Source organism: Allobosea sp. WAO (genome assembly GCF_001509835.1).
In the GTDB taxonomy this organism is placed as follows: domain Bacteria; phylum Pseudomonadota; class Alphaproteobacteria; order Rhizobiales; family Beijerinckiaceae; genus Allobosea.
Map to the genome: position 1 here is coordinate 196313 of NZ_JXTJ01000018.1, position 15084 is coordinate 211396.

General features: G+C 67.8%; 12 protein-coding genes. 7 read left to right on the forward strand and 5 right to left on the reverse strand.

Features of this window, described 5'->3' with window-relative positions:
- Positions 1-42: 42 nt before the first annotated feature.
- A complete protein-coding gene (locus DK26_RS26780) occupies positions 43-735 on the reverse strand; it encodes a PspA/IM30 family protein (protein ID WP_066479431.1) in 693 nt (230 codons plus the stop codon).
- Between the two features lie 103 nt (positions 736-838).
- Between DK26_RS26780 and DK26_RS26785 the strand changes: the two genes are divergently transcribed.
- The 5 genes from DK26_RS26785 to DK26_RS26805 all read left to right on the forward strand — a co-directional run bounded on the left by DK26_RS26785 (position 839) and on the right by DK26_RS26805 (position 7161).
- Positions 839-1468: a TetR/AcrR family transcriptional regulator gene (locus tag DK26_RS26785; RefSeq protein ID WP_066479432.1), complete on the forward strand. Its 630-nt coding sequence runs from the start codon at positions 839-841 to the stop codon at positions 1466-1468.
- Between the two features lie 145 nt (positions 1469-1613).
- On the forward strand, positions 1614-2330 hold the full coding sequence (locus DK26_RS26790; protein ID WP_066479433.1) for a GntR family transcriptional regulator: 717 nt from the start codon (positions 1614-1616) through the stop codon (positions 2328-2330).
- An 82-nt stretch (positions 2331-2412) separates the two neighbouring features.
- Positions 2413-3996: an ABC transporter substrate-binding protein gene (locus tag DK26_RS26795; RefSeq protein WP_066479436.1), complete on the forward strand. Its 1584-nt coding sequence runs from the start codon at positions 2413-2415 to the stop codon at positions 3994-3996.
- Positions 3997-4097: 101 nt separating this feature from the next.
- Positions 4098-5693 carry a gamma-glutamyltransferase gene (gene ggt, locus DK26_RS26800; protein ID WP_066479437.1) on the forward strand — a complete coding sequence of 532 codons (1596 nt, stop codon included), beginning with the start codon at positions 4098-4100 and terminating at the stop codon, positions 5691-5693.
- 223 nt (positions 5694-5916) lie between these two features.
- Entirely contained in the window at positions 5917-7161 is a 1245-nt protein-coding gene (locus DK26_RS26805; RefSeq protein WP_066479440.1) for an aminopeptidase, read from the forward strand.
- 101 nt (positions 7162-7262) lie between these two features.
- Here DK26_RS26805 and DK26_RS26810 read toward each other — a convergent pair whose 3' ends face one another.
- From DK26_RS26810 to DK26_RS26820, 3 genes are all read right to left on the reverse strand, one after another.
- On the reverse strand, positions 7263-10811 hold the full coding sequence (locus tag DK26_RS26810; protein ID WP_066479442.1) for a molybdopterin cofactor-binding domain-containing protein: 3549 nt from the start codon (positions 10809-10811) through the stop codon (positions 7263-7265).
- Positions 10808-11302, reverse strand: coding sequence for a (2Fe-2S)-binding protein (locus DK26_RS26815; protein ID WP_066479445.1), 495 nt, complete (start codon positions 11300-11302; stop codon positions 10808-10810). The genes DK26_RS26810 and DK26_RS26815 overlap by 4 nt, the downstream gene beginning before the upstream one ends.
- Positions 11303-11554: 252 nt before the next feature.
- Positions 11555-12751, reverse strand: a complete 1197-nt coding sequence (locus DK26_RS26820) for an amidohydrolase family protein (protein ID WP_066479448.1) — start codon at positions 12749-12751, stop codon at positions 11555-11557.
- Between the two features lie 139 nt (positions 12752-12890).
- Here DK26_RS26820 and fdxA point away from each other — a divergent pair, with 139 nt between their 5' ends.
- Together fdxA and DK26_RS26830 are read left to right on the forward strand one after the other, a co-directional pair.
- Complete coding sequence (gene fdxA / locus DK26_RS26825; RefSeq protein ID WP_066479450.1) at positions 12891-13220, forward strand: ferredoxin FdxA; 330 nt, start codon at positions 12891-12893, stop codon at positions 13218-13220.
- 60 nt (positions 13221-13280) lie between these two features.
- Entirely contained in the window at positions 13281-14054 is a 774-nt protein-coding gene (locus DK26_RS26830) for a ferredoxin--NADP reductase (protein WP_066479452.1), read from the forward strand.
- Positions 14055-14347: 293 nt separating this feature from the next.
- Here the strand turns inward: DK26_RS26830 and DK26_RS26835 are convergent, their stop codons facing one another.
- Positions 14348-15079 (reverse strand): ABC transporter permease subunit, encoded by a 732-nt coding sequence (locus DK26_RS26835; protein WP_066479647.1) that lies wholly within the window; start codon positions 15077-15079, stop codon positions 14348-14350.
- Positions 15080-15084 lie beyond the last annotated feature (5 nt).

A 15084-nucleotide genomic window follows, 5' to 3' on the forward strand; every position in this document is an offset into this window, starting at 1 on the left:
CATCGGTCGGGTTTGCGGAACCCAGAGATCAATTCGCAGGGATCAACTCGGCTGAACTTGCCGGGCGCGCAGGCGCTCGAGCACGTCCTCGGCGCTGGCCCTGAGGCGCGGGCCGAAACCGCGGGCGGCGAGCTTCTCGCTGACCGAGGCCGCTGCCGCACCGTCGAGCTCGTCGAGGGCGAGGTCGGCGGCTTCCGCCTCGATCTGGCGCTCGCGCAGCCGCTTCAGGGTCTGCTCGGCCTCGGTCAGTGTCGCCTCGTGCGGCAGGCCGGCCTCGATGCGGCCGCGGCGCATGTCGCGGACCGCCTCTGAAGCACGCGCCAGACGCCGGCCGCGATCGAGTTCGGCGATCCGGGCCTGAGCCTGGCCGACATGGCGCCGCAGGCGGACGATCTCGGCGGCGAACAGCGCCTGGGCGCTCGCCGCGGCGTCGCGATCTGCCTCCAGGGTCGCGATCGCCTCGGCGCCTTCGCGGGCGAGTTCGTCATCGCCGGCGATCAAGGCCGCGCTGACGCGCAGTTCCAGGTCGGCGATACGGGCATTGCCGGCGGTGAACCGAGCGGTCTCCTGCTGATCCTGCGCGATCGCCAGGGCCAGCGCCTTCTTGGCGCGCTCGAAGGCGCTCGCGGCATCGCGCAGCTGCTGGTCGAGGATCACGAGCGCATTGCGGTCGGCGAAGCGCTCCTCGGCAATCGCGGCGCCGCCGCGGACGAAGGTGAGAAACATCTTGAGCATTGGCTCCCTCCTGCTATGAACGATGTTCACAATGTACGGCATAGCCGATGTTTGAACGATGTTCAAGCAAAATCTTGAACGCCGTTCATCGCGAGGAGGGACAATGACAACGACCGCCGCCCGCCGCGATCGCCAGCGCGAGCAGCTGATCGACGCCGCCGAGCGCGCCATCGCCGAAAGGGGGCTCGCAGGCCTGAAAGCGCGCGAACTTGCCAGGGAGATCGGCTGCGCGCTGGGCGCGATCTACAATCTCGTGCGCGACATGGACGAGCTCGTGCTGCGGGTGGGCTCGCGTACCCTCGCGAGGCTGGACGAGGCGCTGGGACATGCCTCGCAGGCGGCCCTGGTGAAGGCGCCGGAGGACGCCGCCGGGCGGCTGATCGCGGTCGCCCTGGCCTATTCAACCTTCGCGCGGAAGAACCCTCGTCTCTGGCGGACTCTGTTCGAGCACCGCATGGCGGAAGGCGCGGAGGTCCCGGAATGGGCGATCGCCGAGCAGATGCAGCTCTTCCGCCACATCATGGCGCCACTCGCCGCCCTACTGCCGGACGCCGACGAGCAGCAGCGACTTCTGCTCGGGCGCACCCTGTTCTCCGCCGTGCATGGCGTCGTAGCGATCGGCCTCGAGGAGAAGCTCGTCGCCGTGCCGCGCCGGGAGCTCGACCACCAGATCGAGACGCTGGTCCGTCTGGTCTGCGCCGGGCTCGCTGCAGACACCGGGCTGATCCGTTAGGCGGTGGCCTGAAAGCCGAGCCAGTCCCGCCGCAATGCACGCTTGACCCTGGCAGCGAGTGCCGTGCAGGATTGTATGAGTGGATACATTCATACAATCGTCGATCGCCGCCTGACGCGCGCGGCCCACCGAGGGGATGATCGCAATGGGTTTCGTGCGAGCTCCGGCCGCGGGAACGGCGCCGGAAGAGGCCTATCTCGCCATTCTCGCCGGTATTCGCAGCGGTCGCTACGAGCCTGGCGAGCGCCTGATTCCCGAGGCGATCGCGCAGGAACTGGCGATGAGCCGGATGCCGGTGCGCGAGGCCTTCCAGCGGCTCGCCAATGAGGGGCTCGTCATCATCCGGCCCAATCGCGGCTGCGTCGTCGCCGGCCTGACCGTCGACGAGATCTTCGAGACGTTCGAGATCCGCTCGGTGCTGGAAGGCCTTGCCGTGCGCCTTGCCATGGCACGCATCGATGTCGCGGTCCTTGCCGAGCTCGACGACCATCTGTCCCGCATGCAGCGGGCCGGGGAAGCCGGGGGCGATGCCTGGCTCGCCGCGCATCAGGCCTTCCACGCCTATATCTGCGGGCTGAGCCAACGCCCGAAGCTCATCGCCCAGATCGCGGCGCTGCACATCGCCGTCGAGCCCTATATGCGGGTCTGGCTCCACCATGTCGCGCGTCCGAGCACCGCGACTCAGGCCCAGAACGAGATCGTCGCGGCGATCCGTAGCGGTGACGCTGCCCGTTCCGAGACGGTGATGCGCGAGCATGTCATGCGCACCGCGCCGAAGCTCGCCGCGTTCCTGCGCAGCAGCGAATACAAGGCGGGGCGCCGGGCCGCGCAGGCGGAGCCGTCGGCATCGGAACTCACCTAAAGCAGAAGACCAGGCGGCCGCCGCGCGAAGATGGCGGCCATCGGAGGATGTCCGGGGACCACGACAAGAACAGGGGATCACGATGGATCGACGCCAGTTTCTGAAAGCTTCCGCCGTCACCGCCTTCCTGCCCGCCGCCCCGCTGATCGCGCGTGCGCAGGACGCCAAGACCCTGCGCTTCGTGCCCTATTCCGACGTCGCGATCATCGATCCGATCTGGACCAACGGCTATTCGACCCGCACCCACGCGCTTCTCGTCTGGGACACGCTCTACGGGCTCGACGACCAGTTTCAGCCGCAGCCGCAAATGGTCGAGGGCCATCTCGTCGAGGATGACGGCAAGCGCTGGACGTTGACGCTGCGCCCCGGCCTCGTCTTCCATGACGGCAGCAAGGTGCTGGCCCGCGACGCCGTCGCTTCGATCAGGCGCTGGGGTGCGCGCGACACGTTCGGCCAGGCGCTGATGGCGGCGACCGAAGAGCTGTCTGCCCCCGACGACCGCACCATCGTCTTCCGCCTGCGCCGGCCCTTCCCGCAATTGCCGGCGGCGCTCGCCCGCCCGAGCGCTCTCGTGGCGGCGATCATGCCGGAGCGCCTGGCCCAGACCGACCCGTTCAAGCAGATCCCGGAAGCGATCGGCAGCGGGCCCTATCGCTATCTCACGGCCGAGCGCATCGCCGGCGCCCGCCATGTCTATGCCCGGCACGAGGGCTATGTGCCGCGCGAGGGCACGCCGAGCTTCACTGCCGGCCCGCGTACGCCCTTCCTCGACCGGATCGAGTTCAACGTGATGCCCGATCCGGCGACCGCGGTCTCGGCGCTGCAGACCGGCGCCGTCGACTGGGTCGAGCAGCCGATCATCGACCTCCTGCCGCTGCTGCGGAAGGATCCGAACATCACCGTCGCGGTCAAGGATCGCAGCGGCATGGCCGGCCAGCTCCGGCTCAATCATCTCCAGCCGCCCTTCAGCAATCCCGCCATCCGCCGCGTCGTGCTGAAGGCGATCAACCAGGAAGACTGCATGAACGCGGTCTGCGGCGGCGATCCAGAGGTCGAGCGCGGCAGCACCGGCTTCTTCCCGAGCAATTCGGCGATGGCGTCGGAGGTCGGCATCGAGGCGCTGAAGGCGCCGAAGGATTTCGGCAAGCTCAAGCAGGAGCTGGAAGCCGCTGGCTACAAGGGCGAGCGCGTCGTCTTCCTCTCCGGCCAGGATGTGCCGCGCATCGCCCTCGCTGCCGAGGTCGCGGCCGATGCCCTGCGCAAGATCGGCATGAATGTCGATTTCGTCGCCGCCGACTGGGGCACGGTGCTGCAGCGCATCAGCAATCGCAGCCCGGTCGAGCAGGGCGGCTGGGGCTGCTACATCACCTATTGGTCGGGGCTCGATCTCGGTTCGCCGGCGACGAGCTCGCCCTTGCGCGGCAACGGCGCCAAGGGCAGCCCCGGTTGGCCCGACAGCCCGGCGATCGAGGCGTTGCGGGCCCGCTGGCTGGAGGCGCCTGATCTCGCCGGCCAGAAGGCGATCGCCCAGGAGATCCAGCTGCAGGCGATGCAGGACGTGCCTTACGTGCCCACCGGCCAGTACTTCCAGCCCGTCGCCTATCGCAAGAACCTGACCGGCATGCTGAACGGCGTCCCGGTTTTCACCAATCTGCGCAAGGGCTGAGGCCTGTCCGCAATCCCCCAACCCGGCGCAGCGCTCCTCGCCGCGCCGGCCTCACCCGAACCCCGGCCCGTGGCCGGCCTGCCCGACGAAAGACCTGCCCGATGCGCGATTTCGAACTCCCTGGCCGCTCGCTCGCGATCAGCCGCAATGCCATGGCCGCGACCTCGCACCCGGCCGCGACGCTGGCCGCGCTCGACATCCTGCGCGCCGGCGGCAATGCGATCGACGCGGCGGTCGGCGCCTGCGCCGTGCAATGCGTGGTCGAGGCCGGCTCGACCGGTATCGGCGGGGACTGCTTCGTGCTCTATTCGCCGGGCGGCTCGACCGATATCCGCGCCTATAACGGCTCCGGCCGCACGCCGGCCGCCGCGACGCTCGATTGGTACGCCAAGGCCGGCATCACCACGCTGGAGCGGCATTCGCCGCATGCCGTCACCGTGCCGGGCGCGGTGGAGGCCTGGGCGCGGCTGGTCAGGGACCATGGCAGGCTGCCGCTTTCCGAGATCTTCCAGCCGGCAATCGCGCTTGCCCGCGAGGGCTACGCCATCACGCCGCGCGTCGCCTATGATCTCGCTGGTCAGCACGACACGCTGATCCGCGACCCCAATGCCGCCGCGACCTTCCTGGTCGACGGCCAGCCACCGCAGGCGGGCGTCGTCCAGCATCAACCCGGCCTCGCAGCGACGCTGGAGGCGATCGGCCGGGAGGGGCCGGATGCCTTCTATCGCGGCGAGATCGCCGCCGAGATGGTCGCGTATCTCCAGGCAGCCGGCGGCCTGCATACGCTGGAGGATTTCGCCGCCGCGCAGGGCGAATACGTCACCCCGATCAGCGCCAGCTTCCGCGGCCGCACCGTCTATGAATGCCCGCCGAACGGCCAGGGCATCATCGCGCTGATGATCATGAAGATCCTCGAGCGCTTCCAGCCCAAGGGCGGGCCGCTCGAGGCCGGAAACCTGCATATCGAACTCGAAGCGACGCGCCTCGCCTATGCGGCGCGCGACCGGCTTGTCGCCGACATGGCGCAGGAGAAGGTGCCGGTTGAACTGCTGCTCTCGGACGGGCTCGCCGACGAACTCGCCGCCGCGATCGATCCGACCCGCGCCACCGACCCGCTGCCGGTGATCCCCGCCGGCGCCGAGCACAGCGACACCGTCTATATCTGCGTCGTCGACAAGGATCGGAATGCGGTCAGCTTCATCAACTCGATCTTCTCGCCCTATGGCAGCGGGCTGATGACGAAGAAGTCGGGCGTGCTCTTCCATAATCGTGGGCAGAGCTTCGTGCTGAAGCCGGGCCACCCGAACGCGGTCGCGCCGCGCAAGCGCCCAATGCACACCATCATCCCCGGCATGGTCGCCGAGGGCGGCCGCGTCGTGATGCCCTTCGGCGTGATGGGCGGCCACTACCAGGCGATGGGTCACGCGCATTTCCTGGCAAAACTCTTCGACCATGACCTCGATTTGCAGGAGGCGATCGATCTGCCGCGCCTGTTCCCGTTGCCGGGCACGGCGACGGTCGAGGTCGAGGGGCGCCTGCGCGAGAGCGCCGGCGCGGCGCTGGCGGCCCGCGGCTTCGACGTCCAGCCGCCGAAGACGCCGATGGGCGGGGCACAGGCGATCTGGATCGACTGGGAGAAGGGCACGCTGACCGGCGGCTCCGACCCGCGCAAGGATGGCTGCGCGCTCGGCCTATGAAGGGCAGAAATCCTCGGTGCCCGGCGCTGCACGAATGCTGCGCCGGCATCGGCACAGTTGACCTCGCGCCGATTTGCGCCAGCAATGCGCGCCCGGAGCATCGGACCGAAAAGTGGAATCCACTTTTCGGAAAGCTCCGATGCGTTAATGAAGAGTTGGATCACCGTGATCGCGTCCGAACGGACGCGCGGCGATCCAGAGCGAGTCTGACCCGGACCTTCCCATGAACAAGCACCTTTCCAGCATCGATCCAGTCAAGCTCGACCGGCTGGCGCAGGTCGCCGTCAAGGTCGGCCTCAATCTGCAGGAGGGGCAGGACCTCTTTCTGACCGCGCCGCTGGCAGCGCTGCCGCTGGTGCGGCGCATAGCCGAGCACGCTTACAAGGCCGGCGCCGGCCTGGTGACACCGATCTTCTCCGATGAGGAGCTGACACTGGCGCGCTATCGCTATGGCAAGGATGCGAGCTTCGACCGCGCAGCGGGCTGGCTGCACGAGGGCGCCGCCAAGGCCTTTGCTGCCAACACCGCCCGCCTCGCCATCGTCGGCGACAACCCGATGCTGCTCGCCGGCGAGGACCCAACCAAGGTCGCCCGCGCCAACAAGGCAAATTCGGTCGCCTATCAGCCGGCGCTGGAGAAGATCGCCAATTTCGACATCAACTGGAACATCGTCGCCTATCCCGGCGCCGCCTGGGCCCGCCAGGTCTTCAAGGACGATGCCGAGGAGATCGCGGTCGCGCGGCTCGCCGAGGCGATCTTCGCGGCATCGCGCGTCGACCTGGACGACCCCGTCGCCGCCTGGGCCACCCATAACGCGGCCCTCGCCCAGCGCACGAAATGGCTGAACGGCGAGCGCTTCTCGGCCCTCCATTTCACCGGGCCCGGCACCGATCTGACGGTCGGCCTCGCCGATGGCCATGAATGGCAGGGCGGTGCCTCGACCGCCAAGAACGGCGTCACCTGCAACGCCAACATCCCGACCGAGGAGGTCTTCACCACCCCGCATGCGCGCCGGGTCGACGGTCATGTCTCCTCGACCAAGCCGCTCTCCTATCAGGGCACGCTGATCGACGACATCCAGGTGCGCTTCGTCGACGGGCGCATCGTCGAGGCCAAGGCCTCGCGTGGCGAGGAGGTGCTGAACCGGGTGCTCGACACCGACGAGGGCGCCCGCCGCCTCGGCGAAGTGGCGCTGGTGCCGCATTCCTCGCCGATCTCGCAGAGCGGCATCCTGTTCTACAACACGCTCTTCGACGAGAACGCCTCCTGCCATATCGCGCTCGGCCAGTGCTACTCGAAGTGCTTCGTCGACGGCAGCACGCTGACGCCCGAACAGATCGCGGCGCAGGGCGGCAATAAGAGCCTGATCCATATCGACTGGATGATCGGCTCCGGCCAGATCGACATCGACGGTGTCAGGGCCGATGGCAGCCGTCTTCCGGTCTTCCGGAAGGGCGAATGGGCCTGATGGACGGGCTCGCGGCCGCCCGACCTATACTGACCGGGCAGCAATGAAGCTGGTTCATTCGGTCATGGTCGGGACGATAGTTCCGACCATGACCGGCGAGCTCAATGCGTTGTCTTGCGCGCCCTTGCCACTGCGGCGTCGATCCCCTCCCAGCCCGGCTTCCCGGGCGCGAAGCGGGCGCGCAGATAGCCGGCCAGCTCGGCGATCTGCCGGTCGTCGAGCGCCGTCGCGAAGGAGGGCATCGAGCCGATGCCGTGCTGGCCGCCCTCCAGCAGCATGTTGACGAGATTGGTCGGCGTCGCGGCATGGAGCTTCGACGACAGGCCGAGCGCCGGCCCGGCATTGACGAGCGGCGCCGCGCGGCCGGGCTCGTGGCAGGCGGCGCAGGCGCCCTGATAAAGGCGCGCGACCGGCGAGGTCGCGGGATTGGCGGCAGCGCTGGTGGCGAGCTCGATCCGGCCCGCGCGGGCTTCGACCTCGGCGTCCGGTAGCGGCTCGCTGAGCGAGGCGAGATAGGTCGCCATCGCCCTGATGTCGGCATCCGGCAACTCCTTGAGCTCAGCGATTACCGGCGCCATCGGCCCGGCCGCGGCGCCGTGATGCTGCGAGCTTCCGGTGCGCAGATAGGCATAGAGTTCGGCTTCGCTCCACGGGATCGGTCCGGCCGAGGCTTTGGTCAGAGCCGGCGCCTCCCAGCCTTCGGCCTCGCCGCCGGTGAGATAGGCACTGCCGCTGCGCTCGGCTCCGAGCGCGTTGCGCGGCGTGTGGCAGGCGCTGCAATGGCCGAGCCCGTCGACGAGATAGCGGCCGCGATTCCACTCGGCCGAGCGGGCCGGCTCCGGCTTGAGTTCGCCCTGCGGCCGGAACAGCAGGTTCCAACCGGCCATCAGCGGGCGCAGGTTGAAGGGGAAGGTCATCCGGCTCGGCTGGTTTTCCTGCCGCACTGCTGGCTGCGACATCAGGAAGGCGTAGAGCGCCTGCAGGTCGGCCTCGCTGGTCCTGGCGTAGTTCGCATAAGGGAAGGCCGGGTAGAGATGGCGACCATCGCGATGGAGGCCGGCGCGCATCGCCCGCTCGAAAGCCGGGTAGGACCAGTTGCCGATGCCGGTTTCCGGATCGGGCGTGATGTTGGTGGTCATCACCGTACCGAAGGGCGTCTCGAGCGGAAAGCCGCCGGCATAGGGCACGCCGTCCTTGGCCGTATGGCAGACGGCACAGGCGCCGAGCGCGGCGAGCTGACGGCCCCGTTCGATCGTCGCGGCCGACCAGGTCGCAGGATCGGGCCGGGTGATCGGCGCGATCGCGGGGGCAATCGCGAGCGAGACCGCGGCAAAGCCTGTGGCTCCGGCGAAGGCCGCGCCGAGCTTGCTCCACAGGCCGAAGCGCGGGGGCCTTTCCGGCAGCTGCGGTGCGGCGGGCGCTGCCGGCGGCAACTGCCCGAGACCGGCGAGCACGCGCTCGGGCGTTAGCGGCAATTCGCGGAAGCGCACGCCGGTCGCGTCATAGACGGCGTTGACGATGGCGGCGGCGCTCGGGACGGAGGCCGACTCGCCGGCTCCCAGCGGCGCCTCATGCTGCTTGTCGACGAGCAGCACGTCGATCGCCGGCAATTCCGGGAAGGTCAGCACCGGATAGGCGCCCCAATCCCGGGCGGCGACGGCGGTGGTCTGCGAGAAGCTCACCTCCTCGCGCAGCACGCGGCTGGTCGACTGCAGGACATTGCCGTGGATCTGATGGGTCACGCCGGCCGGGTTGACGATCATGCCGGTGTCCTGGCCGACGGTGACGCGGCTGACCGTGACCTCGCCGGTTGTCCGGTTGACCGCGACATCGGCGACCCAGGCGGCCCAGGCGGCGCCGACGCCCGGCCAGCTGCCATGGACATAGCGCGCCTGGGCGAAGCCGCGGCCGCGCAGGATCTCGCCATCGGCCTCCATGCGCGGGCCGACATGCGGCTGCCAATCTGCGCGTTCGGCGGTCGCCCGCGTCAGCTCGGCGGCGCGCTCGTCATTGATATGGCGCAGGCGGAATTCGACGGGATCGACGCCGGCCTCATGGGCGAGCTCATCGATATAGCTCTCATGGGCAAAGACGTTCGGCATGGCCGAGACGCCGCGCAGCCAGGAGGCGCGGACGATCGGCGGCATGTCATAGGCCGTCAGCCGCATGTTCTCGTAATTGTAGGACGGGATCGCCGTGCGATCGCCCATGCGCAGCGTCGCCGGCTGGTTGGGGATGCGCCCGGTCAGCAGCAGGGCCAGCGTCGGCGCCGCGTTCGACGGGTACCAGGTGTGGAAGTCATAGGCCGGCAGCGAGCCACCGGAGCCGAGCCCGCCCTTGATGTCGATCAGCTGGGCGGCGCCCTTCGGCTCCCAGAGATGCTCCTGTTCGCGGGTGAGCTGGACCCGCACCGGCGCGCCGACGGCGCGCGAGAGCAGCACGGCATCGGCGGCGACGTCGTCGGCGCAGTTGCGGCCATAGCAGCCGGCGGCTTCGTGGCGGACGATGTCGATCTGCTCGCGCGGCAGGCCGGTGAGCAAAGCGAGATCGTTCTGCAGCGGGAAGGGGTTCTGGCTGCCGGTCCAGACGGTGATCCCGTCGGCGCGCACATCGGCGACGGCGCAGGACGGGCCGATCGAGCCATGCATGTGGTAGGGCCAGACATAGGTGCGGTCGAGCCGCTTCTCGAGCGTGCCGAGCGCGGCGTCGACATCGCCTTCGTCGACCAGCAGGCGTGGGGTCGAGGGATGGGCGCGCAGGGCCTGGGCGACGTCGGAGAGGTCCGGCGGCGTGAAGGAGCGCCACTCCGCCTTCAGCGCGAGCGCCGCTTCCGCAGCCTGTTCCTCGCGCTCGGCGACGATGCCGATGAAATCGCCCTCGACGACGAGGGCGCGGATGCCGGGAATGCCGGCGATCGAATCGCGGTCGACCGAGACCAGGCTGCGTCCGACGAAATCGCCGGCATCCATGCCGGAATAGGGCGGGCGAACGACGCGGCCATGCAGCATGCCGGGTACGCGGACGTCGTGGACATAGACGAAGCTGCCATCGACCTTGGCGGGGATGTCGACCCGCGCGACCGATCGGCCGATCAGCATGTGATGATCCATCGGCTTGAACGCTGCGCTCTCGGCCAGCGGCAGCAGCAGGCGTTCATTGGCGAGCAGCGTGTCGAGGTCGATGGCCGGTGCTGTGCCCTCGCCGCGATAGAGCCGGCCGTCGCGCAGGCTGATCTCGTCCTCGGCGCAGGCGAGCGCGGCGGCGGCGAGCGCGATCAGCCGGGCGCGGATCTGGGTTGCGCCGATCCGCATCGCCACCGAGGTGACCTGGATCGTCTCGCTGGCGATGGTCGCGCCCTGGTCCGGCGTATCGGCGGTGTCGCCAAGCACCATCTCGACGGCGTCGAAGGGAAAGTCGAGCTCCTCCGCCACCATCTGGGCGAGCGCGGTGCGGATGCCGGTGCCGAGATCGACATGGCCGCAGAAGGCGACGACGCGTCCCTCGGCGGTAAGGCAGACATGCAGGTCGAGCGCACTCTCGGAGGCATCGCCCGCAGGCGCCCCCTTGCGTGGCGCGACCACGGCGATAATGCCGCCGCGCTGAAGCAGCGCCTGGCGGGAGAGGGAAGGCGGCGGTGTGCTGTTGGTCATGGTTCGGCCGTTTCGCTGGCCCGGCAGCGCTCGGCGGCGAGCATCACGGCCCTGACGATCTCGACATGGGTGCCGCAGCGGCAAAGATTATAGCGCAGGGCCTCGCGCACCTCAGCCTCGCTCGGCGCCGGGTTCACGGTGAGGAAGGCCTTGGCGGTCATGATCATGCCGTTGATGCAGTAGCCGCACTGCGCGGCCTGGGCGTCGATGAAGGCCTGCTGGACCGGATCGGGCCGATCGCCATCGCCGAGCCCTTCCAAGGTGACGATCTCGCGCGACTCTGCGAGGCGGACCGGCAGCGCGCAGGCGCGGGCGGCGATGCCATCGACCTGCACCGTGCAGGCGCCGCATTCGCCGAGGCCGCAGCCGAATTTCGGGCCGTTGAGGCAGATATCGTTGCGCAGGAAGAAGAGCAGGGGGGTCTGGGGCTCACCCTCGACGAGGTGATCGGCGCCGTTGACGCGCAGGGCGAAGCGCCGCGTCGTTCTCATGGCTCGCCCAGGCGGGGCGAGACGCCTTTGATCGCGATTGTCGTCACGTGACCCAAATCGTTCGTATGCGAATGAGAATAATGACAAGTCGCGGCGCGCGGCAAGCGGGATTTGAGGCCAGGAAGCGCGCTGCCGTCATACTCGCCTTCGTGGCGAGCATCCACGTCCTGAACGCGCCCTCGCCGACAGAAGCGAAGACGTGGGTGGTCGGCACAAGGCCGACCATGACGGTATGGAGCGAGGACCGCCCGATTAGTGCTGGACGGACGGGATCTTCTCGGCCGGCGGCGTGTTGCGGCTGATGCCGCTGCGCACGATGCCGTCGATCACGATCATGCCGATGCCAGGCAGGTCGCCGAGCTGGATCGAGTCGAGAAAGTTCTTTCCAGCCGAGTGCTGGGCCTTGTCCATGAAGACGAAATCGGCGCTGCGCCCGATCTCGATCAGCCCGCAATCGAGGCTGCGCATGCGGGCGGTGTTGCCGGTGGCGAAGCAGAAGGCGACCTCGGCCGGGACATCGCCGAGCGAGGACAGCATCGAGACCATGCGGACGATGCCGAGCGGCTGAACGCCGGAGCCGGCCGGTCCGTCGGTGCCGAGGATGACGCGCTGCAATTCGCCCATCTCGCGGGCGACGCGCAGCGTGTAGAGCGCGGCGCGCTCATTGCCGTTATGGACGAGTTCGAGGCCCCGCTTGCAGCCCTCGCAGATGCAGCGGATCTCCTTGTCAGGCAAGGCGGTATGGCCGCCATTGATGTGGCCGACGACATCGGTATCGGCTTCCAGCACGACGTCGGCGCCGATCAGGCCGGATCCCGGAATCGAGGGGCCGCCGGTGTGGATGGTCGACTGGATGCCGTATTTGCGGGCCCAGGCCACCATCTCTTTTGCCCGCGCGCCGTCCTTGACGCCGCCGAGTCCGACCTCGCCGAGCAGCTTCACGCCGGCATCGGCCAGGTCCTTGAAGTCCTGCTCGACCATGCCGGGCTCGATCACCGGCGCGCCGGCATGGATCTTGACGCCGCCGGGGCGGAAGGCGGTGAAGGCACGCTGCGCATAGATCGCCATGGCCTTGAGGCCGACGATGTCCTTGGGCCGGCCGGGGGTGTGGACCTCGCCGGCCGAGATCATGGTGGTGACGCCGCCATGCATGGTCGAGTCGATCCAGCCGAGCTGGTTCTGGCGCGGCGTCCAGTCGCCGGCGACCGGGTGGACATGGCTGTCGATCAGGCCGGGCGAGAGCACGGTGCCATGGGCGTCGATCACGGTGTCGGCCTGGTCGGTGTCGAGATCCTTGAAGCGGCCGACCGCGGCGATCCTGCCGCCGATGGCGATGAGCGTGTCGGCGTCCAGGATCGGGCGCTCGATGTCGCCCGAGAGCATCAAGCCGATATTCTTGATGACCAGCTTGTGGTTGGCGCCGACTGTCGCCGTCTGCAGTTCAGCCATCTCGTTCCGCCCTCTGAAGCCCTAGATATCCTCTCCGTCCCGAACCCGATTGACAAGTGAGATCGAAGGCGGCATATCGTTTGTGTACGAACAAGTTTTGCACCCACCTTCCCAGCCTGTCAAGCGGCAAGGATCCCGCATGGCCTTCGCAGTGACCAGCGCCTGCATTCGCTGCAAATACATGGATTGCGTCGAAGTCTGTCCGGTGGACTGCTTCTACGAAGGCGAGAACATGCTCGTCATCCATCCGGACGAGTGCATCGATTGCGGTGTCTGCGAGCCGGAATGCCCGGCGGAAGCTATCGTTGCCGACAATGCCGAGGGCGCTGCCGAATGGCTTGCCCTCAACGCCAGGCTGGCGCCGCTCTGGCCGAACATCACTGAGAAGGGCGAGCCGCCTTCCGACGCCGATGCGTGGAAGGGAATACCGGACAAGATAGACCTGCTTTCCGAACGCGCCGCGACGTGATATGCGGATGACGGCGTCCAATAATCTGCTTTTTCGCTAGACTATCCGGGGATCTACGAGATGAGCAATTTCTACGAGGAGCGCGTGCTCAGCGTCCACCACTGGACGGACACGCTCTTCAGCTTCACGACGACCCGCGACACGACGTTTCGCTTCAAGAACGGCCAGTTCACGATGATCGGTATCAAGGTGAACGAGAAGCCGCTCCTGCGCGCCTATAGCGTGGTCAGCACCAATTACGACGAGAATCTCGAATTCTTCTCGATCAAGGTGCCGGACGGGCCGCTGACCTCGCGCCTGCAGAACCTGCAGGTCGGTGATCCCATCATCATCGGCAAGAAGGCGACGGGCACGCTGGTGCTCGACAACCTCAAGGACGGCAAGCGGCTGTTCCTGCTCGGCACCGGCACGGGGCTCGCGCCCTTCCTGTCGCTGATCCGCGATCCCGAGACCTATGAGCGCTACGAGAAGGTGGTGCTGGTGCATGGCTGCCGGCAGGTCGCCGAGCTCGCCTATGGCGAGCAGATTACCCAGCACCTGCCGAATGACGAGTTCCTCGGCGAGATGATCCGCGAGCAGCTGATCTATTATCCGACGGTGACGCGCGAGCCCTTCCGCAATCGCGGCCGCATCACCGATCTCCTGACCTCCGGCCAGATCTTCGAGGATATCGGCCAGGGGCCGCTCGACCCTGCCAGCGACCGCTTCATGCTCTGCGGCAGCCCGCAGATGCTGGTCGATCTCAAGCAGATCTTCGAGTCCCACGGCATGGAAGAGGGCAACCATGGCGAGGCCGGCGACTATGTGATCGAGCGCGCCTTCGTCGAGCGCTGAGCCGACCACTTTAAACCAGCCGAGAATGCAGACGGCCGGTCCGATCCACGGACCGGCCGTTTCCGTTCGTGCCGGGCCCAGCGCCTTAAGGTTCCGGGCCTCCTTCGGCGCTTGTCCTCGGTTGCTGCGGCTCTGGCCCACACACAATAGGGGTCTAGGGACGTAATTGCCTGGGCTGCCAGAGAAGGAAGGGCAGGGGCCGAAACGGAAAATCCCGGGTCGCTTTTCGGCGCCCGGGATGAGGAGGTTCCGTGGTGTCGGAGCCTGATCGCTGCTGCCGCCAGGGGGCTGGCTCAGCGATGCGTCAGCTGGCGGTTGAACAGCATCATCAGGCTGTTGCAGCTCACCGCGAAGACCGTCAGCAGCAGGGCGATCGCCATGATCGTGTCGATCTGGCCGAGATTGATCGCGCTGGTCAGAAGGAAGCCGAGGCCGCGCTGCGAGGCGAACATCTCGCCGATCAGCACGCCGAGCAGGGTCAGCGAGAAGCCGAGGCGCACGCCCGAGATGATCTCCGGCAGGATCGCCGGCAGGATCACGGTGAAAGCCGATTGCGAGGGCGAGAGCCTCATCACCTGCGAGGTGCGGCGATAAACCGGTTTCATCTGCCGGATCGCGTTCATCGAGAACAGGGTGATCGGGATCAGCCCGTGCATGACGCCGAAGGCGATCTTGGCGGAGATGCCGAGGCCGAAGCAGAGCAGCACCAGCGGATAGAGCACGACCTTGGGGATCGAGTAGAGCGTGGTCAGGATCGGCTCGGCGACATTGCCGGCGAGGCGCTGGACGCCGAGGACGATGCCGAGGCTGATGCCGCCGAGCAGCGACAGGGCGAAGGCGGCGACGAAGGCCCGCATCGTCTCGTTGATGTTCAGCCAGAACTCGCCGGTGCCGAGCAGCGAGCCGAGCTTGGCGACGGTCTGCAGCGGCGAGGCGATGGCGGAGGCGCCGACGAGGAGATGGAAGCCCTGCCAGAGCAGGATGAAGGTCAGGAGGACGATGAGGGTGCCGGCGAGTTTGGGCATGGCGG